The organism is Streptomyces sp. NBC_00236 (assembly GCF_036195045.1).
GTDB lineage: Bacteria > Actinomycetota > Actinomycetes > Streptomycetales > Streptomycetaceae > Streptomyces.
The window spans coordinates 5,981,243-6,004,218 of sequence record NZ_CP108100.1; the positions used below are offsets into that span (position 1 = coordinate 5,981,243).

General features: G+C 71.1%; 7 protein-coding genes and 1 pseudogene. 4 read left to right on the forward strand and 4 right to left on the reverse strand.

The window, feature by feature from the left end:
• Window positions 1–39: 39 nt before the first annotated feature.
• From OG446_RS27030 to OG446_RS27040, 3 genes and pseudogenes are all read left to right on the forward strand, one after another.
• A pseudogene (locus tag OG446_RS27030) lies at window positions 40–5,133 on the forward strand (type I polyketide synthase); the annotation flags it as partial.
• A 74-nt stretch (window positions 5,134–5,207) separates the two neighbouring features.
• Window positions 5,208–6,410, forward strand: a complete 1,203-nt coding sequence (locus OG446_RS27035; protein WP_328896461.1) for an NAD(P)/FAD-dependent oxidoreductase — start codon at window positions 5,208–5,210, stop codon at window positions 6,408–6,410.
• A gap of 174 nt (window positions 6,411–6,584) precedes the next feature.
• Window positions 6,585–7,346, forward strand: coding sequence for a TetR/AcrR family transcriptional regulator (locus tag OG446_RS27040; RefSeq protein ID WP_328896462.1), 762 nt, complete (start codon window positions 6,585–6,587; stop codon window positions 7,344–7,346).
• Between the two features lie 96 nt (window positions 7,347–7,442).
• Here the strand turns inward: OG446_RS27040 and OG446_RS27045 are convergent, their stop codons facing one another.
• The 4 genes from OG446_RS27045 to OG446_RS27060 all read right to left on the reverse strand — a co-directional run bounded on the left by OG446_RS27045 (window position 7,443) and on the right by OG446_RS27060 (window position 11,838).
• A complete protein-coding gene (locus OG446_RS27045; RefSeq protein ID WP_328896463.1) occupies window positions 7,443–9,038 on the reverse strand; it encodes an MFS transporter in 1,596 nt (531 codons plus the stop codon).
• Between the two features lie 130 nt (window positions 9,039–9,168).
• Complete coding sequence (locus tag OG446_RS27050; RefSeq protein WP_328896464.1) at window positions 9,169–10,719, reverse strand: AMP-binding protein; 1,551 nt, start codon at window positions 10,717–10,719, stop codon at window positions 9,169–9,171.
• The gene (locus OG446_RS27055; RefSeq protein WP_328896465.1) at window positions 10,688–11,572 is read right to left on the reverse strand and encodes a helix-turn-helix domain-containing protein; all 885 of its coding nucleotides are present in this window, start codon (window positions 11,570–11,572) and stop codon (window positions 10,688–10,690) included. The genes OG446_RS27050 and OG446_RS27055 overlap by 32 nt, the downstream gene beginning before the upstream one ends.
• 29 nt (window positions 11,573–11,601) lie before the next feature.
• The gene (locus OG446_RS27060; protein ID WP_326657842.1) at window positions 11,602–11,838 is read right to left on the reverse strand and encodes an acyl carrier protein; all 237 of its coding nucleotides are present in this window, start codon (window positions 11,836–11,838) and stop codon (window positions 11,602–11,604) included.
• 510 nt (window positions 11,839–12,348) lie between these two features.
• On the opposite strand from OG446_RS27060, the gene OG446_RS27065 reads away from it, so the two are divergent.
• Window positions 12,349–22,905, forward strand: a complete 10,557-nt coding sequence (locus OG446_RS27065; RefSeq protein WP_328896466.1) for a type I polyketide synthase — start codon at window positions 12,349–12,351, stop codon at window positions 22,903–22,905.
• Window positions 22,906–22,976: the final 71 nt, after the last annotated feature.

The window sequence follows — 22,976 nt, forward strand, 5'->3', positions numbered from 1 at the left end:
AACGAACGCCTGCGGTCGGCCAACGACCGCCTCACCGGCGACGCCACCGAGCCGATTGCGATCGTGGGGATGGCGTGTCGTTTTCCGGGTGGTGTGGGTTCTCCGGCCGAGTTGTGGGATCTGGTGGTGGAGGGCCGGGACGGTGTGTCGGGTTTTCCGGTGGATCGTGGGTGGGATGTGGAGGGTCTTTACGATCCGGAGCCGGGGAAGCCGAATCGTACGGTGACGCGTGAGGGTGGGTTTCTGTACGAGGCGGCTGATTTCGATGCCGGGGTGTTCGGGATCTCGCCGCGTGAGGCGTTGGGGATGGATCCGCAGCAGCGGTTGTTGCTGGAGGCGTCCTGGGAGGCGGTGGAGAGCGCGGGCATCGATCCCCTCTCCCTGAAGGGCAGCCGGACCGGCGTCTTCGCCGGTGTCATGTACCACGACTACGGACCGGGTACGAGCGACGGCAGCCTCGTCACCGGCCGCGTGGCCTTCACGCTCGGCCTCGAAGGCCCCGCCGTCACGGTGGACACCGCATGCTCTTCGTCCCTCGTCGCCCTCCACTGGGCAGGACAGGCACTGCGCCGAGGCGACTGCTCGATGGCGCTGGTCGGTGGCGTGACGGTGATGACGACGCCGGACATGTTCCTCTACTTCAGCCATCAGCGGGGTATGGCCAAGGACGGCCGTTGCAAGTCCTTCTCCGCCGAGGCGGACGGCACCGGCTGCTCGGAGGGCGTCGGCGTCCTCATGGTCGAGCGCCTCTCGGACGCCCAGCGGAACGGTCACCCGATTCTCGCGGTGGTCCGGGGAAGCGCGATCAACCAGGACGGCGCGTCGAGCGGGATGACCACCCCCAACGGTCCGTCGCAGCAGCGCGTGATCCGCGCGGCGCTGGAGGACGCCGGGATCACGACCACGGACGTGGATCTGGTGGAGGCGCACGGGACCGGGACGCGGCTGGGTGATCCGATCGAGGCGCAGGCGTTGTTGGCGACGTATGGGCAGGGGCGCCCGGAGGGTGATCCGTTGTGGCTGGGCTCGCTGAAGTCGAACCTGGGCCACACCCAGGCGGCTGCGGGTGTGGGCGGGGTGATCAAGGCGGTGCAGGCGATCCGGCACGGTGTGCTGCCCAAGTCCCTTCACTCCGAGACACGTTCGCCGCATGTGGACTGGGACGCGGGTGCGGTGGAGTTGTTGACGGAGTCGCGGGTGTGGCCGGTGCGGGATCGTCCGCGTCGGGTGGGTGTGTCGTCGTTCGGTCTGAGTGGGACGAATGCGCATGTGATTGTGGAGCAGGCTCCGGTGGTGGAGGAGCCGGGGTCGGAATCTGTGGTGGAGGTTCCGGTGGTGCCGGTGGTGTTGTCGGCGCGGAGTGAGGCGGGGTTGTCCGCCCAGGCGGCGAAGCTGCTGGAGCAGTTGGGGGAGTCCTCTTCCGCGTTGTTGGATGTGGGTTTTTCGTCGGTGGTGTCGCGTGCGGTGCTGGAGCATCGTGCGGTGGTTGCGGTCGCTGACCGTGCGGAGCTGGTGCGGGGTCTGACCGCGTTGGCCGGGGGTGAGCTGTCACCTTCGGTGGTACGGGGGGCTGCGCGGCCGGCGGGTGCTACGGCGTTCCTGTTCACGGGCCAGGGTGCGCAACGACTCGGGATGGGCCGGGAGTTGTATGAGGCCTATCCGGTGTTCGCGGAGGCCTTCGACGCGGTCGTGGGGGAGTTGGATGGCCGGCTGGGGCGTTCGTTGCGTGAGGTGGTGTGGGGTGAGGATGCGGAGCTGCTGAGCGGGACGATGTTTGCCCAGGCGGGGTTGTTCGCGGTGGAGACGGCGTTGTTCCGGTTGGTGGAGTCGTGGGGGGTGCGTCCGGACTTCCTGGTGGGGCATTCGGTGGGTGAGATTGCGGCTGCGCATGTGTCCGGGGCGTTGTCCCTGGCCGATGCGGCTGAGTTGGTGGTGGCGCGTGGTCGGTTGATGCAGGCGTTGCCTTCTGGTGGGTCGATGGTGGCGGTGGAGGCGACGGAGGCTGAGGTGCTTCCGTTGTTGAACGGTGAGGTGGGGATCGCGGCGGTCAACGGGCCGCGTTCGGTCGTGGTCTCGGGTACGGAAGCGGCGGTTGCTGATCTGGTGGGGAAGTTTGCCGGTCAGGGGCGCAGGACGAGTGTGCTGCGGGTGTCGCACGCCTTCCACTCGCCGTTGATGGAGCCGATGCTTTCCGACTTCGGGGCGGTGGTCGCCGGGCTGTCGTTCGGTGTTCCGTCGATTCCTGTGGTGTCGGGTGTGTCGGGGGATCTGGCGTCGGGTTGGGGTTCGGCGGAGTACTGGGTGCGGCACGTCCGTGAGGCGGTCCGCTTCGCGGATGCGGTGTCGTTCGTTGCGTCGCGGGGTGTGACGTCGTTCGTCGAGATCGGTCCGGACGGTGTGCTGAGTGGGATGGCGCAGCAGTCGGTGGAGGCGGAGTCGGCGGTCTTCGTTCCGTTGGTGCGCAAGGGGCGTCCGGAGGTCGCCTCCACTGTGTTGGCGTTGGGGCAGCTGCACGTGAGTGGCACTTCGGTGGAGTGGGCGCGGTTCTTCGAGGGTTCGGGTGCTCGTCGTGTTGATCTGCCGACGTATGCCTTTCAGCGTGAGCGGTTTTGGTTGGAGTGTGTGGGTGGTGGGGATGCGGGTGGTTTGGGGCAGGTGGTGGTTGATCATCCGGTGTTGGGTGCGTCGGTGGAGTTGCCGGATTCGGGTGGTGTGGTGTTGACGGGGCGGTTGTCGGTGGAGGGGATGGGGTGGTTGGCGGATCATGTGGTGTTGGGGTCGGTGTTGTTGCCGGGGGCGGCGTTTGTGGAGTTGGTGGTGCGGGCTGGGGATGAGGTGGGTTGTGGGGTGGTGGAGGAGTTGACGTTGCGGGCGCCGTTGGTTGTTCCGGAGCGTGGTGGTGTGGCGTTGCGGGTGGTGGTGGGTGGTTTGGACGAGGTGGGTTCTCGTTCGGTGCGGGTGCATTCGCGTCGGGAGGGTGCGGGTTCGGGTGCGGGGTGGGTGTTGCATGCGGATGGTGTGGTGGGTGCGGGTGAGTCCGTGCCGGCGTTCGACCTCACCGAATGGCCCCCGCCCGGCGCGACCGCCGTACGAACGGACGACGCCTACGAGCTGCTCCACAAACAGGGTTACGTCTACGGCCCCGTCTTCCGGGGGCTCAAAGCCGCGTGGCGGCGAGGGGACGACGTCTTCGCCGAGGTCGAGCTGCCCGAGCAGGCGCACGGAGACGCCGAACGGTTTGGTCTCCACCCCGCCCTGCTCGACGCGACCATGCACGCGCTGGGAGTCGGTGAGGACGTCACGGGCGACGAGCCGACCGAGCTTCCCTTCACCTGGACGAACGTGTCCCTGCACGCTGCCGGGGCCCGCTCGCTGCGGGTGAGGCTCTCCCCTCAGGGCGTCAGCAGTCGCACGCTGAGCCTGGCGGACCAGGACGGCGCCCCTGTGGCCACGATCGGCGGACTCATGTTCCGTCCGGTGTCGGTGGAGCAGTTGGCTGTTGGGTCGGGTGTGGGTGGTGGGTTGCATGAGGTGGTGTGGCGGCCGTTGGTGGCGGCTGGGGTTGCTGGTGGTGATGTGCCGGTGTCGAGGGTGTTTGAGGTGCCGGTTCCGGTGGTGGGTGTGGATCCGGTGGTGGGTGTGCGGTCGGTGTTGGGTGGGGTGTTGGAGGCGGTTCAGGGGTGGTTGGGGGCTGATGAGGCGGGTCGGTTGGTGGTGGTGACGCGGGGTGCGGTGGCGGTTGCGGGGGATGTGGGTGTGGATGTGTGTCAGGCGCCGGTGTGGGGGTTGGTGCGGGCGGCTGAGGCGGAGAATCCGGGTCGGTTTGTGTTGGTGGATGTGGATGCGGGGGGTGGTTCGTTCGCGGATGTGGCGGGTGTGGTGTTGGGGTCGGGTGAGCCGGAGGTTGCGGTGCGTGGGGGTGAGGTCCTGGTCCCGCGTCTGGTCGAGGTGTCTGCCGGTGGCGCGACGGTGGAGAGGGTGCCGGACGGTGTGGTGTTGGTGACGGGTGGTACGGGTGGTTTGGGTGGGTTGGTGGCGCGGCATTTGGTGGAGGTGTATGGGGTGCGTCGTTTGGTGTTGGCGGGGCGTCGTGGTCCGGGGGCTCCTGGGGTTGATGAGTTGTGTGGTGTGTTGCGTGGGTTGGGTGCGGAGGTGTCGGTGGTGGCGTGTGATATGTCGGACCGGTCTGCGGTGGTGGGTCTGGTGGAGGGTGTGGGTGCTGGTCTGGTGGGTGTGGTGCATGCGGCGGGTGCGGGTGACAACGGTTTGGTGGGGTCGATGGATGGGGCCCGGTTGGATCGGGTGTTGGGTGCGAAGGCGGATGGTGCTTGGTATGTGCATGAGTTGACGCGTGAGCGGGATCTTGCGTTCTTCGTGATGTTCTCGTCGGCGGGTGGTTCGGTGCTGGCTGCGGGTCAGGGGAACTATGCGGCGGCGAATGTGTTCCTGGACGCGTTGGCGGTGCAGCGGCGGTCGGAGGGTTTGCCGGCCACCTCCCTCGCCTACGGGTTGTGGGACGTCGCCACAGGCCTGACCGAGGCCATCGAAGACGATGCCCGTCTCATGGCCGCACGCGGCCTGCCCGCTCTCGCTCCCGCCGACGCGCTGCGGCTCTTCGACGCGGGCCTGCGTTCCGGACGGCCGGCGCTGGTGCCGCTCGCCGTCGACGTACCGACCCTGAAGGCGAAGCCCGGTGCGCTGCACTCCCTTCTGCGGGACCTGGTCCTCACCGAGGCCGGCCCCGTGGTCCGGAGCCGCACGAAGAGCGCCGATCCCGCCGCGCTGGTCACCCGTCTCGCCGGGCTGAGCACCGAGGACCGCGAACAGGCCCTTCTCGACCTGGTACGGAGCCACGCTGCCGCCGTTCTGGGGCACTCGGGCGCCGAAGCGGTCCCGGCCGAGCGCGGATTCCTCGACATCGGATTCGACTCGCTCACCGCACTGGAACTCAGGAGCCGCCTGGGCGAGGTGACCGGCTGCCGACTGGCACCGACCCTGATCTTCGACTACCCGTCCGCCGCCGAGCTCGCCACGCACCTGCGGCAGGCGCTCTTCGGAGAGGACACCCCCGCGGACGACCTCAGCGCGGCCACCGCGGACGAGCTGTTCGACATTCTCGACGGCGAAGCGTAATGCCCTCCGGGCAGACCTCGTCGGTCATGGCACCAGCTGTTGACGTGAGTACGGACCGGAGACGAGGAGCGAGTGTGCTGAACCGGATAGTCGTCGTGGGCGCGGCGGCCGCAGGACTGACCGCGGTGGAGACGCTGCGCGCCAAGGGGTACGAGGGAGAGCTCACGCTCGTCGGCGACGAGCGCCATCCGCCCTACGACCGGCCGCCCCTCTCCAAGGAGTTGCTGAACCCTGGCTGGGAACCCCCGAGCACATGGTTGCGGAAGGAGGACGTGCTGGCCGCCGTCGATGCCGATCTGCGGCTCGGTTGCCGGGCCACCGGCCTCGACCCCGCCGCCCGTACCGTCACCCTCTCCACCGGCGAGCGGCTGCCCTACGACGCGGCGATCATCGCGACGGGACTGCGGCCGCGCCGACTTCCCTGCGGGGACGGCCTCCGCGGTGTCCATGTCCTGCGGTCACTGGACGACGCGGTCCGACTGCGTGAGGCGCTCGCGACAGGTCCCAGGGTCGCGGTGATCGGAGCCGGCTTTCTCGGTGCGGAGATCGCCGCCACGGCGCGTGGGGCCGGGCTCGACGTGACACTGATCGACACGAACGCCCAGCCGCTCGCGCGCCAGGTCGGCGCCGAGATCGGCGGGCTCGTGGCAGGCCTCCATCGTGACCACGGGGTGCGGCTCGTTCTCGGTGCCGATGTGGTGGGAATGGCGCGGGACGGCGCCGGTGTCAGGGGGGTGCTGCTCGCCGACGGCACCACCGTCGACGCCGACCTGGTCGTCGTCGCGATCGGCTCCGAGCCCGCCGTGGACTGGCTCGCCGATTCCGGACTGCCCCTGGGCGACGGGGTCCTGTGCGACGCCTACTGCCGGGCCGCCCCCGGAGTGTGGGCGGCGGGAGACGTCGCCAACTGGCCCCACCCCATGGTGGCCGGGGCCCGGGTCAGGCTCGAACAGCGGACCAACGCCGCCCAGCAGGCCATGGCGGTCGTCGCCAACCTGCTGGCCGGCGACGGGGGAGCGCGGCCGTACACTCCCGTGCCCTTCGGCTGGACCCACCAGTTCGGGGAGAAGATCCAGACCGTCGGCTGGTGCCCTCCCGATGCACGGACGGAGATCATCAGCGGGTCCACCGCGGACCGCGAGTTCGTCGCCGCGTACCACCGCGACGGGGTCCTCGTCGGCGGGCTGGGCTGGAACAGTGCGCGTGGTCTGCGGCAGTGCCGGCAGCTGCTCGGCCGGCCGTCGTCGGAGCTGTCCGCCACGACGGCGGGCGTCTGACGTCCCCTGCCAGGGGGTGGGAGCGGACCGCACGGTACGGCACCGCGCTCAGTGTCGTACCGTCTCTCCACCTCGGTCTCACACCGGCTCCGCGTACGGCGGACCCGGGGCGTATACGATGCTCTATGCGTGCGTGGTACGCATGGAAGGGCTCCTGATGAAGGCAGGCACGAGATGACTACTGGCGAAGGAACGAGCACGGAAGGCGTCGGCCTGCCGAACAGCATCGCGGTGCTCTGGGAACTGCGGAACCGGGAGCAGCGCACCGCGCGCACCGGTCTGAGTGTCGAGCGCATCGTGACGGCCGCGATCGAGTCGGCGGACGCCGACGGTCTGGCCGGCCTGTCCATGTCCCGTGTCGCCAAGAGCCTCGACTTCGGCACCATGTCGCTGTACCGCCACGTGTCGAGCAAGGACGAGCTGCGGCAGCTGATGCTGGACATGGCCTACGGCACCCCGCCCCGCATCGACACGGCCGAGGGCGACTGGCGGGACGGGCTGGAGCAGTGGGCCCGAGCCTTCCAGGAGGTCTTCCACCGGCATCCCTGGATGCTGCAGATCTCGGTCAGCGGGCCGCCCCTGGAGCCGGGCCAGCTCAGCTGGCTGGAGTCCGGCCTGCGCACCCTGGGAGGTACCACCCTCCGGCCGGACGACAAGCTCTCCGTGATGATGCTCATGATCGGCTATGTGCGCAACAACGTGCAGATGTCGCTCGGTGTCGTCACCCAGGACATCAGCGAGGCGGACCTGATGGCCAACTACGGCCGCGCGCTGGCCAAGTACGCCGACTCCGCGTCGTTCCCCGCTCTCGCCGAGCTGCTGGAGGCCGGCGCGTTCGACGAGCCCGAGGACGACTTCACGTTCGGCCTCCAGCGGGTCCTGGACGGTATCGAAGTGCTGATCCGCATTCGCAACGGTGAGGAGCCGCTCACCTGACGGGCGTTCCGGCCGCACGCGTGGAAGGGGGCTGGTTGCCCACCCGGCCGGGTGGGCAACCAGCCCCCTTCCACGCGTGCGGCGCCCCGGACCGGCTCAGCCCGCGGTGGGCTGCATGCGCTTGGGGGAAGGCACGGTCGCCGGTGCGTCGATGTCGTACGGGTCGATCGGCTCGCCCGTCTCGATCGGTACCTTGCGCAGCAGCACGGCGACGATCGCGGCCACTACGACCATGGCGGCTGCCCCGGAGAGCGCTGCCACCTGCAGACCGTGGGTGAAGGCCTCGCGGCTGGTGGCGAGCAGTTCGGCGCCGACCGCGGCAGGCTGCTGGGCGGCGACGGTGGCGGCACCGCCGATCGTGTTGCGTACCGCGTCCAGCGCCTCGCCGCCGAGACCGGCCGGGTTCACCGCGTCCATGTCATGCCGGTAGATGGCGGAACCGATGCTGCCGATGACGGCGAAGCCGAACGCGCTGCCGAACTCGGTGAACGTCTCCGAGGTGGCGGTGGACGACCCGGCGTGCTCCTTCGGCGCGGAGGTGACGACGATCTCCGCCGTGAGCGTCTTCGAGGCTGTCATGCCGGCTGCCATCAGCCCCACGCCGACCAGCAGGACGGCGACGCTCGAATCCACCGTGAGGCGGCTGAGCACGCCGAATCCGACGGCCATCACGAGCATGCCGCTGGCGACCAGGTAGACCGGCTTGACCTTGCGGGACAGGGCCGAGACGAGGCCGACCGCGATTCCGATCGCCGGCATCACCGCCATGGACCACAGGGCCGCCCGGAAGGGAGTCATGCCCAGCACCATCTGGAGGAACTGGTTGGTGAGGATGCTGACGCCCATGAACGAGAACATCACCATCAGGTTGGTCAGGATCGCTCCGGTGAAGCCGCCGTAGCGGAACAGCGAGATGTCGATGAGCGGGTGGGACGTCATGCGCTGGCGCTGCACGAAGGCGACGAGCAGGACGGCGCCGACGCCGGCCCAGACGGCGGACTCGACGGACCAGCCGTCGACGGCCAGCTCCTTGAGGCCGTAGATGAACGGCATGATGCCCGCGATCGACAGGAACGCACCGAGGACGTCCAGCTTGCCGCGCGAGGGGTCGCGCCGCTCCGGAAGCAGGATCGGGGCCAGGATCAGCACCAGCACCATGACCGGGGTGTTGATCATGAAGACCGAACCCCACCAGAAGTTGTTCAGCAGCAGACCGCCGACGACCGGGCCGAGGGCCGCCCCGGTGGCGAGGGTGCCGCTCCAGGCGGCGATGGCCGACTTCCGCTGCTTGGAGTCGTGGAACATGTTGCGGATCAGGGCCAGGGAGGTCGGCGTCAGCGTCGCGGCACCGAGCCCCAGCAGGGCGCGCGAGGCGATGAGCATCTCGGGGCTGTCCGCCGTCGCGGCGAGTGCGGACGCGACGCCGAAGACCAGGGCGCCGATGATCAGCAGCTTCCGCCGTCCGAAGCGGTCGCCGACCCAGCCCATCGTGATCAGTGCACCGGCCAGCACGAAGCTGTAGATGTCCATGATCCACAACAGCTGGGTGGCGCTCGGCTTCAGTGACTCGCTGATGGGCGTGATCGCGAAGCCCAGTACCGAGATGTCAATGGCGATCAGCAGGGTGACCAGGACGATCACCACGAGGCCGAGCCATTCCTTGAGCCCCGCCCGGGGCTTGATTTCTGTCATGGCAAACGTCCATGCCTTCCTGCGTCATGACCATGGGTACGTAACACGCTGAGCGTATCAGGTACGCGTCGGCGTGTCGCGTACTCATCAGGGGCCGCCCGGGGCCCCGGGGGCCCGTCCCGCCGAGGCTTCAGCGCGGCCGGCCGAGCAGTTCCAGCGCGCGGTGCAGCAGTTCCCGGCGGTCGATCTTGCGATTGGAGTTGAGCGGGAATTCCGCGATGTGGAAGAAGTGCTGGGGGAGTACGGCCCGGGGGAGCGTGCGGCTCAGCTCGCGGGCCAGGGCGACGGGCGGCACGCGCTCGCCGGAGTGGAACGCCGCCAGCGTGATGCCCTGTTCGGAGGGCACCGGCACCGCGACGGCGTCCTCCACGCCCGGGCATCGGCGCAGCGCCTCGTCGATCTCCGCCAGTTCGATCCGTACGCCACGCACCTGAACCTGCTGATCCAGCCGGCCGAGGTAGAGCAGCTGGCCGTCCTCGCCCAGCCGGATCCGGTCGCCCGTCCGGTAGTAGCGGGCTCCGTCCCGGTCGAGGAACCGGCCCTCATCATCGGCCGGATCCAGATACCCGGCGGTGAGTTGCGGGCCGGAGACACACAACTCCCCTTCCAGCGGGTCCGGTTCGCCGTCCGCGCCGAGGAGCATCCACGCGTGCCCCGCGTGCACCGGCCCGATCGGGACGACACCGGCGACGGCGATCCCGGGCGACCTCCCGGGCGACCAGCGATGCCGGGTGATGGTGATCGTCAGTTCGGTGGGGCCGTAGAGGTTCTCGATGGCCGAACCCGGCGCCGCGCGCTGCCAGTCCGTGACGTCCTGGCACGTCACCGCCTCGCCCGCGAAGAAGCTCCAGCGCAGGGAGGGCAGCGCCTCGTCCGTCAGCTGTCCCGTGCGACGGATCAGGCCGATCACACTGGGGGTGGAGAACCAGACGGTGACGCCCCGTTCGGCGACGAAACCGGGGAGGTCCCGGTACGCAGCCGCCGGAACGGCCACCAGCGTCGCGCCGGCGCCCCACGCGCAGAACAGGTCGAACATCGCGCAGTCGAAGTTCAGATCGAAGTTCTGGGAGAACACATCGTGCGGACCGAAGTCGTACCGTGCGTCGAGCAGGCCGAAGTAGTGGGCTCCGTTGGCGTGCGTGACCGGCACACCCTTGGGGCGGCCCGTGGAACCGGAAGTGAAGAGCATGTACGCGATGTCGTCGGGGGCGACCGGGCGGGGACGCGACAGACGTGATGCCGGATCGGGGGCGATCACCCCGTCGGTACCATTCACGGCCCCGTCCAGCAGCGCGGGAAGCGCGACGCCTTCGGCACGCAGCTTCTCCAGCGCCGTGACCGCCTCGGCGTCGACGATCAGCGCCCCCACCTCCGCCGCTTCGAGCATCTGGAGGGTACGGAGCACCGGGAAGGAAGGCTGGAGCGGAACCATCGGCACACCGGTGAACAGGCAGGCCAGGATGCCCGTATAGGCGTCGAGGCCCTTGCCCGCGAGCACGCCCACCGCGGCCGGGCGCTCCGGGAGCGCGGCCAGCAGCGAGCCCGCCCAGGTCAACGCCCGGTCGTGCAGCTCCCGGTACGTCAGCGAGGCGTCGCCGACACGGATGGCCACCCCCTGCGGGGACCGCGCGAGTCCGCGCAGGAATCGGTCATAGAGGGCGTGGGCCGACGTCTGGTCCATGAGTGTTCCCCGGATGGCGGTGAATGGATGAGAGGGAGCGGTGCCCGGGACCCGCGAGCCGCAGGATGACCTCGGTGAGATCGGCCCAGGAACGGGTGGCCGGCGCATGGTGCACGGAGACCCGGGGATTTCTCGCCAGCCACTCGCGTACGCCCCTGGAACGCACCGCACCCGTTCCGTTCAGGAGCACGTGCAGCCTCGGGTAGGGGTGGGCCTGTGCGACCGCGTCCAGGAGGTGCAGAAAGGCGGCCGGTGCGGAGGTGCGGTCTGCGCCCGGCCCGGCCCGGTCGACCAGCAGGGGACGGAACCGCTCCTCGGCCCGATGTCCCGTCCGCTCGTCCGCCCGCAGGACCACGGCGTTCCACGACGACGCGCGAAAGACACCGACGACCCCGCGATGGATACCCGGCGGCAGGGGTGGCACGGACGGCAGTTGAAAGGTCTCCGGGCGATGCGGCCGCACTCCCCACTTGCGCCACACGCGCGCCACTGTGGAGTGGGCGATGCCCAGCTCGTCGGCGAGCAGCCGCGACGACCAGTACGGGGCCCGCAGCCGGGTCGGAGGCCTGGCGCCGTCAGCGAGCGTGGCGACGAGCACCGCCACCTCGTCCACCGTTGCGGGACGCCCGGGCCGGGGCAGATCACCCAGCGCCGCGATACCCGAATCCGCGTACCGCGAACGCCACTTGATGACGGTCGGACGGGAGACCCGCAACTGGGCGGCCACCTCCGTGTTCGAGGCACCCCCCGCGGCGAGCAGGACGATCCGCGCCCGCCGGACGAGCCCGGCGGGCGCCGTCGACATCCGGGTCAGAGCCTCCAACCGGGCCCGGTCGCCCTCGTGCAGTCGCAATGCCGGGACGCTACGCATGTCACCGGCCCTCAGCGCAGACGTTGCAGTGCGTTCCAGAGGACGTCCGGGGTCTCGAATATCTCCAGGGAGAGCGCCTCGTCGCGGAAGCGTACGTCGTAGGCGGCTTCGAGGCCCGCGAGCAGCTCGATCATGCCCAGTGAATCGAGACCGAATTCGCGCATTCTCATGTCCCCCGTGATCGGCTCGTCCGGGGAAAGGAAGGACAACTGCTTCCGAAGGAGAATGTCGAACTGTTCATCCCACATGATGACTCCGGTTTCAGGCGTGAAGGGGTGAATGGTGTTCCGGGATCGCCTGACCGCCGGCCGGGCCGGAACGGAGGCGAGACAGCCGGCCGCCCACGTGCCCGGCCGGAATGGGATACCGGGGCCCGACGCTAGTCCCGGCGAGCCCGAACCAGTACCCCTACCCGCCCCTATGAAGGCGTCGTGCGAGGGGTGTTCCCGGCAGCGGGTACGGGCCGAGCCGTCCGCGGCCGCGCCCTCCCTCGCAGGTGGGAGCGGTAGGCCGACCCCTGCCCCACCGTGCGCCGCCCGCCGGGACGGTCCGGTGACCCCACCCCGGCTCTGGGGTGACCGGGGTGGAGCAGGGGCCCGATTGTGGGGACCCAGGGCACGACTAAGGGGTGGGCAACAGGTCCGCGGGCCACGTAATTTTCCGAGTGACCCCACGCTTCATTCTCTTCATTCCGCTCATTCCGTCATTTGCTCGGGTCCGCGGTCCGCTGAACGTCATGACACAGGAGGGCATGCTCGGTGAGTAACGAGGAAAAACTTCTCGAGTATCTGCGCCGGGCGACAGCCGACTTGCGCGACATGCGCAAAAGGCTCGCTGCCGCCGAACGCAAGTCCAGTGGCGAGCCGATTGCGATCGTGGGGATGGCGTGTCGTTATCCGGGTGGGGTGGGTTCTCCGGCCGAGTTGTGGGATCTGGTGGTGGAGGGCCGGGACGGTGTGTCGGGTTTTCCGGTGGATCGTGGGTGGGATGTGGAGGGTCTTTACGATCCGGAGCCGGGGAAGCCGAATCGTACGGTGACGCGTGAGGGTGGGTTTCTGTACGAGGCGGCTGATTTCGATGCCGGGGTGTTCGGGATCTCGCCGCGTGAGGCGTTGGGGATGGATCCGCAGCAGCGGTTGTTGCTGGAGGCGTCCTGGGAGGCGGTGGAGAGCGCGGGTATCGATCCCCTCTCCCTGAAGGGCAGCCGGACCGGCGTCTTCGCCGGCCTGATGTACCACGACTACGCGCTGGGCACGGAAGCCGCGGCCACGACCGGCGGCAGCCTCGTCTCCGGGCGCGTCTCCTACACCCTGGGCCTCGAAGGGCCGTCCGTCACGGTGGACACCGCCTGCTCGTCGTCACTGGTGGCCCTGCACCTGGGCGCCCAGGCCCTGCGGTCCGACGAGTGCTCGATGGCGCTGGTCGGTGGCGTGACGGTGATGACGACGCCGGACATGTTCCTCTACTTCAGCCATCAGCGCGGTATGGCCAAGGACGGCCGCTGCAAGTCCTTCTCCGCCGAGGCGGACGGCACCGGCTGCTCGGAGGGCGTCGGCGTCCTCATGCTGGAGCGCCTCTCGGACGCCCAGCGGAACGGTCACCCGATTCTCGCGGTGGTCCGGGGAAGCGCGATCAACCAGGACGGCGCCTCCAGCAGCATGACGGCTCCGAACGGTCCGTCGCAGCAGCGGGTGATCCGCGCGGCGTTGGAGGGCGCGGGACTGACTGCCACGGACGTGGACATGGTGGAGGCGCATGGGACCGGGACCCGGCTGGGTGATCCGATCGAGGCGCAGGCGTTGTTGGCGACGTATGGGCAGGGTCGTGCGGAGGGTGATCCGTTGTGGTTGGGCTCGCTGAAGTCGAACCTGGGCCACACCCAGGCGGCTGCGGGTGTGGGTGGGGTGATCAAGGCGGTGCAGGCGATTCGGCACGGTGTGCTGCCGAGGACGTTGCATGTGGATGTGCCGACGCCGCAGGTGGACTGGTCGGCGGGAGCGGTGGAGTTGCTGACGGAGTCGCGGGCGTGGCCGGTGCGGGATCGTCCGCGTCGGGCGGGTGTGTCGTCGTTCGGTCTGAGTGGGACGAACGCGCATGTGATCGTGGAGCAGGCTCCGGTGGTGGAGGAGCCGGAGGCGGACTCCGTGGTGGAGCTGCCGGTGGTGCCGGTGGTGTTGTCGGCGCGGAGTGAGGCGGGGCTGTCGGCGCAGGCCGGGAAGCTGCTGGAGCAGCTGGGGGAGTCCTCTTCCTCGTTGTTGGATGTGGGTTTTTCGTCGGTGGTGTCGCGTGCGGTGCTGGAGCATCGTGCGGTGGTCGCGGTCGCTGACCGTGAGGAGCTGGTGCGGGGTCTGACCGCGTTGGCCGGGGGCGGTGTCCCGTCTTCGGTGGTGCGGGGAGTGGTGCGGCCGGCGGGCAAGGTCGCGTTCCTGTTCACGGGTCAGGGTGCGCAACGACTCGGGATGGGCCGGGAGCTGTATGAGGCCTACCCAGCCTTCGCTGAAGCCTTCGACGCGGTGCTGGGGGAGTTGGATGGCCGGCTGGGGCGTTCGTTGCGTGAGGTGGTGTGGGGTGAGGACGCGGAGCTGCTGAACGGGACGATGTTCGCCCAGGCCGGCCTGTTCGCGGTGGAGACTGCCCTGTTCCGGTTGGTGGAGTCGTGGGGGGTGCGTCCGGACTTCCTGGTGGGGCATTCGGTGGGTGAGATCGCGGCCGCGCATGTGTCCGGGGCGTTGTCCCTGGCCGATGCGGCTGAGTTGGTGGTCGCTCGTGGTCGGTTGATGCAGGCGTTGCCTTCAGGTGGGTCGATGGTGGCGGTGGAGGCGACGGAGACCGAGGTGCTTCCGTTGTTGAACGGTGAGGTGGGGATAGCTGCGGTCAACGGTCCGCGTTCGGTGGTGGTCTCGGGTGCGGAGGTGGCGGTTGCTGATCTGGTGGGGAAGTTTGCCGGTCAGGGGCGCAGGACGAGTGTGTTGCGGGTTTCGCATGCGTTCCATTCGCCGTTGATGGAGCCGATGTTGGCGGAGTTCGGGGCGGTGGTGGCCGGGTTGTCGTTCGGTGTTCCGTCGATTCCGGTGGTGTCGGGTGTGTCGGGGGATCTGGCGTCGGGTTGGGGTTCGGCGGAGTACTGGGTGCGGCATGTGCGTGAGGCGGTCCGCTTCGCGGACGCGGTGTCGTTCGTTGCGTCGCGGGGTGTGACGTCGTTCGTCGAGATCGGTCCTGATGGTGTGCTGAGTGGGATGGCGCAGCAGTCCGTGGACACGGAGTCGGCGGTCTTCGTTCCGCTGGTGCGCAAGGGGCGTCCGGAGGTCGCCTCCACCGTGATGGCGTTGGGGCAGCTGCACGTGAGTGGCACTTCGGTGGACTGGGCGCGGTTCTTCGAGGGTTCGGGTGCCCGCCGGGTCGATCTGCCCACCTACGCCTTCCAGCGCGAGCGGTACTGGATGCAGGCGGAACTGGGAGCACCCGATGCGGGATCACTGGGGCTGGACCAGGCCGGCCACCCCCTGCTCGGCGCCGCTGTCACCCTTCCCGGAGCGGACGGGCCCGTACTGACGGGCCGGCTTTCCCTCGACAGTCAGCCGTGGCTTGCCGACCACCGCATGGGCACGTCCACCCTGTTTCCCGGTGCGGGCCTGGTGGAATTGGCCCTCTGCGCCGGTGCCCAGGTCGGATGCGACGTACTGGACGAGCTGACCCTTCAGGTGCCCCTCGTGCTCCCGCCCCGCGGCGGCGTTCAGATCCGGGTCCTGGTCGGGGCCGATGACGGTACCGGCGCCCGGAGCGTCACCGTGCATGCGCGGGACGAGGACGGCGCAGCGGGCGACGCGCCATGGACCCTGCATGCCGACGGCTTGCTGCGCCCGGACGCGGCCGTACCCGGTTTCGACGCCGCCAGCTGGCCCCCGGACGGCGCCTCGCCACTTGAACTGAACGACGTGTACGAGGAGTTGGCCCAGCAGGGGTACGCCTACGGGCCCGTGTTCCAGGGCCTCGAAGCGGCGTGGCGGCGTGGCGGCGAGATCTTCGCGGAGGTGGCTCTGCCGGAGGCGGCGGTCGCGGACGCCGAACACTACGGCCTGCACCCCGCCCTGCTCGACGCCGCACTGCACGCCTCACTCGTCGACGGCTCGGGCGCGACGCCCGGCGGCGAGGGAACGGCGAGGCTTCCCTTCGCGTGGAAGGGGGTCCGTCTCCATGCCGTGGGCGCAGCCCGGCTCCGGGTGAGGATCGCACCCGCGGGTCCCGACAGCATCACCGTGGACGGAGCGGACGCCGAGGGGCGCCCCGTGTTCTCCGTGGGTGCCCTCGTCACCCGGCCGGTGGCCGTAGCGGCCACGGCCGGAACGGCACCGCACGGGTCCCTGTACGCCGTGCGGTGGACGCCGCTCACGGTGGCCCCCGCGCCCGTCGCCCCCGAGGCCGTCGCCGTGCGGTGGGACGACCGGCACGACGGCTCCGTGCCGGAGGCCGCCGTCCTGGTCTGGGAGTGTCCGCCGCCCGTCGGTGACATGGTGTCCGACGCGCATGAACTGACCGCCCGCGCCCTCGGTGTCGTACAGGAGTGGCTGACGGAGGAGCGGTTCGCGTCCAGCAGGCTGCTCATGGTCACCCGGGGAGCGGTCGCCCTGCCGGGTGAGGAGCTGACCCGTCCGGCGGCTGCGGCCGTCTCCGGTCTTGTGCGGTCTGCTCAGACGGAGAACCCAGGACGGATTCTGCTCTCCGACATCGACCCCGACGTCACCCCGGACATCACCGCCCTGGCCGCATCCGGCGAACCCGAGTCGGCAGTCCGGGCCGGCGGCACGTGGGCACCCCGGCTGGTCCGTGTCCCGTCGGCGCCGGACACGGCGGACCGCGCTCCGTTCGGTGGTGACGACGCGACCGTACTGGTCACCGGTGGCACGGGCACCCTCGGCGCTCTCGTCGCCCGCCATCTCGTCACCGCGCACGGCGTCCGGCGTCTGGTGCTCACCGGCCGCCGCGGACCTGACGCACCCGGAGCCACCGCGCTGTGCGCCGAACTGACGGCTCTGGGCGCCGAAGTCACCGTGACGGCGTGCGACCTCTCCGACCGGGAGGCCGTCCGCGCCCTGCTGACCCCGCACCCGCCGACAGCGGTCGTCCACTGCGCGGGGGTGCTGGACGACGCCACCCTCGGCTCGCTCACCGCCGGCCAACTGGCCCGCGTGCTGCGGCCGAAGATCGACGCGGCGTGGAACCTGCATGAGCTGACGGCCGGGCTGGACCTGTCCGCCTTCGTTCTCTTCTCGTCCGTCGCGGGCGTCCTCGGTAACCCGGGGCAGGCCAACTACGCCGCCGGTAACGCCTTCCTGGACGCCCTGGCCGTCCTGCGGCAGGGCCTCGGCCTGCCGGGGCAGTCCCTCGCGTGGGGTCTGTGGGCCGACGGCATGGCGAGCGGGCTGGACGACACCGACCTGCGACGGATGAGCCGGTCCGGTGTGGCACCCCTCCTGCCGGGCGACGCCCTGACACTGCTGGACCAGGCCGGGCAGTCGGACGAGGCGCTGCTCCTCCCGGTCCGCCTCGACCTCAGGACCCTGCGCGAGGCGGAGCAGCCGGCGCCGATCCTGTCCGGCCTGGTACGCCGCAAGGCGCGTGCCACCTCCGCCGCACCCGCTCGGCAGCCCCGGTCCGGCCTGGCGGCCCTGGCGCCGAAGGAGCGGCTGCGGGCTCTGCTCGACCTCGTACGGGACGGGGTGGCCGCCGTACTCGGCCACGGGTCGGCGGCCGACGTGGAACCCGACCGGGCCTTCACCGAGATCGGGTTCGACTCCCTGACGGCCATGGAGCTGCGCAACCGGCTCGCTTCCGCCACCGGACTGAGGCTGCCCGCCACCCTGGTCTTCGACCACCCCAACGCGCGGGCCGTCGCAGGACACCTGGACACGCTGCTCGCGGGCGACAGCACCGCTGCCGCGCCCACCGCGGTTGCCGCTCGGACCGCCGACGACGACCCCGTGGTCATCGTCTCCATGGCCTGCCGCTATCCCGGCGGCGTGCGCTCGCCCGAAGACCTGTGGCGCCTCGTCGACGACGGCGTCGACGCCATCACCGAGTTCCCCCGCAACCGTGGCTGGGACCTGGAACGGCTCTACGACCCCGAGTCCACCCGGCCCGGCACCTGTTACGTACGCCATGGCGGATTCCTGCACGACGCCGCCGACTTCGATCCCGGCTTCTTCGGCATGAGCCCGAACGACGCACTGACCACCGACCCGCAGCACCGGCTGATGCTGGAGGTGGCGTGGGAGGCGATGGAGCGGGCGACGATCGATCCGCTCTCGCTGAAGGGCACCGCCACCGGCGTCTTCACCGGCACGATGTACCACGACTACGCGGGCAACAGCGCCGCCGGATCGCTCGGCCCCGGCCGCGTCTCGTACACCTTCGGTTTCGAGGGGCCCTCGCTGGCCGTCGACACCGCGTGCTCGTCGTCCTTGGTCGCGCTGCACCTGGCCGCCCAGGCCGTGCGGTCGGGCGAATGCGGGCTCGCCCTGGTCGGCGGTGTGACCGTCATGTCGACCCCCGAGACGTTCGTCGAGTTCGCCCGGCAGCGCGGGCTGTCCCGCGACGGCCGGTGCCGCTCGTTCTCCGCGGCCGCCGACGGCGCCGCCTGGTCCGAGGGCGCGGGCGTGCTCGTGATCGAACGGCTCTCCGACGCCCGCCGGAACGGGCATCCGGTCCTGGCCGTCCTGCGCGGCAGTGCGGTCAACCAGGACGGTGCCAGCAACGGGCTCATGGCGCCCAACGGCCCGTCCCAGCAACGCGTCATCCGGCAGGCCCTCGCGAACGCGGGCCTCGGCACCGCCGACGTCGACGCGGTCGAGGCCCACGGGACCGGGACCACCCTGGGCGACCCGATCGAGGCGCAGGCCCTGCTCGCCACGTACGGCCGGGGCCGCCCCGCGGACCAGCCGCTGTACCTGGGTTCGATCAAGTCGAACATCGGGCACGCGCAGGCCGCCGCCGGCATCGCCGGAGTGATCAAGATGGTCGAAGCGATGCGGCACGGAGTCCTGCCGAGCTCCCTCCACCTGGAGGAGCCCTCGCCCCAGGTCGACTGGGCGACGGGTGACGTCACCCTGCTGACGGCGGCGCGCCCCTGGCCCGAACTGGACCGCCCGCGCCGCGCCGGAATCTCCTCGTTCGGCATCAGCGGCACCAACGCCCACGTGATCATCGAGGCGCCGGCGCCCGACGCCGCAGCGGACATGGCCGCCCCCGCCCCTGAGCGGAGCGCCCCCGTGCCGTGGCTCCTGTCGGCCCGCGACCCCGAGGGCACGGCCCGCCAGGCCGGTCGGCTGCTGGCCCACCTGGAGTCCCGGCCCGACGCGGACGCACTCGACGTCGCCCACTCCCTGGCCACCACCCGCACCCCCCTGGAACAGCGCGCCGCGCTCCTGGTCACCGACCGGGCCCAGGCCGTGCGCGATCTGGCCGTGCTCGCCGACGGCGGGACCACCGCCTCCCTCGTAGCCGGGCAGGACACCGGACGCACCGGCGGCGGCCCGACCGCCTTCCTCTTCTCCGGCCAGGGATCCCAGCGCCTCGGCATGGGCGGGCGGCTCCACCGCACCCACCCCGCCTTCGCGCAGGCCTTCGACGAGGCCGTCGCCGCGCTCGACGTCCACCTCGACCGGCCGCTCGCCGGCATCATCCGCGAGGACGAAGCCGCACTGAACCGCACCGGGTACACGCAGGCCGCACTGTTCGCCTTCGAGGTGGCGCAGTTCCGGCTCCTGGAGTCCTGGGGCGTCCGCCCCGACTTCCTCGCCGGCCACTCCATCGGCGAACTGGTCGCCGCCCACGTCTGTGGGGCCCTGTCGCTGCCGGACGCCGCACGCCTGGTCGCCGCACGCGGCCTTCTGATGCAGGCGCTGCCGGAGGGCGGTGCCATGGCCGCGCTGCGGGCGAGCGAGGACGAGGTGGCTCCGCTCCTCACCGGGGACGCCGCCGTCGCCGCCGTCAACGGCCCCGAGTCCGTTGTCGTGTCGGGCACCGCCAGTGCCGTACGGGCCGTGACGGACCACTTCGCGGCGCTGGGCCGCTCGGCCAAGCCGCTGCGGGTGTCGCACGCCTTCCACTCGCCGCTGATGGAACCCATGCTGGCCGACTTCGCGCGCGCCGCCGCCGGGATGACGGTGCGGGAACCGTCCGTTCCGCTCGTCTCCACCCTGACCGGACGCATCGTGACGGCCGCGGACCTCGCCGACCCCCGGCACTGGGTCGCGCACGTGCGGGAAGCGGTGCGGTTCGCCGACGCCGTACACACTCTGGACGAGGCGGGTGTCACCACCTACGTGGAGATCGGCCCGGACGCGGCACTGTCCGCCCTCGGCCCCGCCTGCCTGCCGGACACCACCACTGCCGCGTTCCTGCCGTTGTCCCGCCGTGACCGCGACGAGGCGGCGGAACTGGTGGGAGCCCTCGCGCTCGCCCACGTACGCCATGTCCCGGTCGACTGGACGCGGTTCTTCGCCGGGAGCGGGGCGAACCGCATCGACCTGCCGACGTACGCGTTCCGCCGCGAGCCGTTCTGGGCGCTGCCCGAACGGGCCGGGGCCGACCTCACCGCGGCCGGACTCGGCGCGACGGAACACCCGCTGCTCGGCGCGGTCGTGGCGCTCCCCGACGGCGGGGCCCTCCTGACCGGCCGGCTGAACCGGACCGAGCTGCCCTGGCTCGACGACCACGACCTGCTCGGGACCCCCGTCCTGCCCGCCGCGGCCTTCGCCGACCTTGCCCTGAGCGCCGGTACGGAGACGGGCTGCCCCCGCCTGGACGAGCTGACGGTGACGGCCCAGCTGCCGCTCGCCGCCGGCCCCGGCACCGCGCTCCGGGTCACCGTCGGTGCGCCCGCGGACGACGGCCGCCGTACGGTCGACATCCACTCCAGGACGCAGGGCGTGCGACCGGAGGACGGCGAAGGTGCCTGGGTCCGGCACGCCCGGGGTGTCCTCGCCCCGCCCGCCGCCGACCCGGCCGACGAGACGACCGCCTGGCCGCCGCCCGGCGCCACCCCGGTGGACCCGGCCACCCTCTACGACCGGTTGTTCGCCCTCGGCCACGGACACGGCCCGGCCTTCCGCACCATCGGGTCCGCCTGGCGGCGCGGGGACGAACTCTTCGCCGACGCCGTGCTCGACGAGCAGACGGCCCGTGAGCAGTGCGTGCTGCATCCGGCCCTCCTCGACGCGGCCGTCCAGCTGGCCCGCTTCGGCGCCTTGCCCGACGGCACGGAGCCGGACGAGGGCACGCCGCTGAGCCCCGCGGCCTGGACCGGCGTACAGGTGCACCGCAGCGGCGCCACCGAACTGCGGATACGGGTCCGGCCGACCGGCCCGGACCGTGCGTCGTTCGACCTCGCGGACGGCCGGGGGCGGCCCGTGCTGACCGCCGCGGACATCAGCTGGAAGCCGGTCACCCCGGCCGAACTGACCGCCGGCACTCCTACGGGCGCGCTGTACCGGCTGGAGTGGGTGCCCGCACCCGTCGACATCGCCGACCTCGGATCCAGGACCGCAGTCCTCGCCTCCGCCGGACCCCTCGACGACCCGCGCACCGGCCTCCCCTTCCCGGCCTTCGACCCGCGCGGGCCCCGGGACGGGGACGCCCCCGACTTCGTCCTGCTGCCCCTGCCCGCCCCGTCCGGCGACGTGCCGGAAGCCGTCCGCACGCACGGCGCCGAGGTCCTCGCACACCTGCGAGAGTTCCTCCACCACACGCAGGACGGAGGAACGACCCGGCTGGTGGTCGTCACCCGGAACGCCGTCCCGGCGGGGGACGAGGCGCCCGACGTCCGGCACGCGGCCGTGTGGGGTCTCGTCCGGGCGGCACAGAGCGAACACCCCGGGCGGTTCGTCCTCGCCGACGTGGACGGACTGGACGCCTCCGCGACCGCACTGCCGGACGCGCTCGCCACCGGCGCCGACGAACTCGCCGTCCGGGGCGGCACCGTACTCGTCCCGAAGCTGGTCCCGGCGGCACCGGACACCGACCCGACCGCCCCCGCGGCCGGCGGCGGCACCGTCCTCGTCACCGGCGCGGTCTCCGCGACGGGCGCCGCACTGGTCCGCCGCCTCGTCGCCGAACACGGCGTCACCCGCGTCCTCCTCGCCGGCGGACCCGTGGCTCCCGGCGCGGCGGACACGCTCACGGACGGCACCGACGCGGCACTCGTCATCAGCGACTGCGACCCCGCCGACCGCGAAGCGCTCGCCGGTCTGCTGGCCGGCCTTCCCGAACGCCTCCCGCTCACCGCCGTCGTCCACACGGGTCCCACCGGGGAGGGCGCGCCGATCGGCGAACGCACACCGCACCTCCTCGACGAAGCGCTGCGCAGCCACGCCGACGTCGCCTGGAACCTGCACGAACTCACCACCGGACTCGACCTGTCGGCCTTCGTCCTGCTCACCTCGACCCACGGCCTGGTGCACGGCGCCGGAGCAGCCCACCAGGCTGCCGCACACACCTTCCTGGACGCCGTCGCCCGGCACCGGCACAGCCTCGGCCTCCCCGCGACGGCCGTCGCCACCGGCCCCGCGGAGGCCGGCCCCGGCCTCCTGCCACTGACCGCCGAGCGCACCGCGGCACTCCTCGGCGACGCGCTGCACACACCGGCCGCCGCCCTGTTCGCCCTGCACCCCGACCAGGGCGCCCTGCGCACCCTCGCCGGTCATCTGCCCCCCGTACTCGGGACACTGGCCCGCACCCCCGGCAGCCCCGGAACCCGTCCGGGCACCGGCCTCACCGTCGCCGCCGAGCTGCGCCGGCGCCTCGCCGGCCGGGGCGAGGAGGAGCGGGGGCGCATCCTCCTGGAGCTCGTCCGCTCACACGTCGCCACGCTGCTCGGCCACCCCACCCCCGACGCGGTCGGTGCCGACCGGGCCTTCCAGGACCTCGGCTTCGACTCACTGGCCGCCGTCGAACTCCGCCGCCGCCTCGGCAGCGCCACCGGCCTCGGCCTCCCCGCCAGCCTCGTCTTCGACCACCCGGACTCCCGCGCGGTCGCGGCGCACCTCAACGGACTGATCGACGACGGATCCGAGGAACAGGACGCTTCCGAAGCCCTGTTGGGCATGCTCGACCGACTCGACGCGAGCCTCACCGCCGCACAGCCCGACGCAGGTGCCCGCCCGCGCATCACCTCCCGCCTGGAAGCACTGCTGCGCCGCTGGCAGGACACCCACGGCGACGACACCGGCCGCACCCGGCACGAGGACGACGACGCACTCGACTCGGTCACCGACGACGAACTGTTCGACGTGCTGGACCAGGAGATCGGACTCCTCTAGCGCCCCCACCGACAAAGCCGCGGGGCCGGGCTCCGCCCGGCCCCGCCACCGACACGCACCGCCCGTTCGCG

Coding starts and splice junctions, on each gene's coding strand:
- OG446_RS27040 (WP_328896462.1), top strand. CDS start 6,585: ATGACTACTGGCGAAGGAACGAGCACGGAAGGCGTCGGCCTGCCGAAC.
- OG446_RS27045 (WP_328896463.1), bottom strand. CDS start 9,038: ATGACAGAAATCAAGCCCCGGGCGGGGCTCAAGGAATGGCTCGGCCTC.
- OG446_RS27050 (WP_328896464.1), bottom strand. CDS start 10,719: ATGGACCAGACGTCGGCCCACGCCCTCTATGACCGATTCCTGCGCGGA.
- OG446_RS27060 (WP_326657842.1), bottom strand. CDS start 11,838: ATGTGGGATGAACAGTTCGACATTCTCCTTCGGAAGCAGTTGTCCTTC.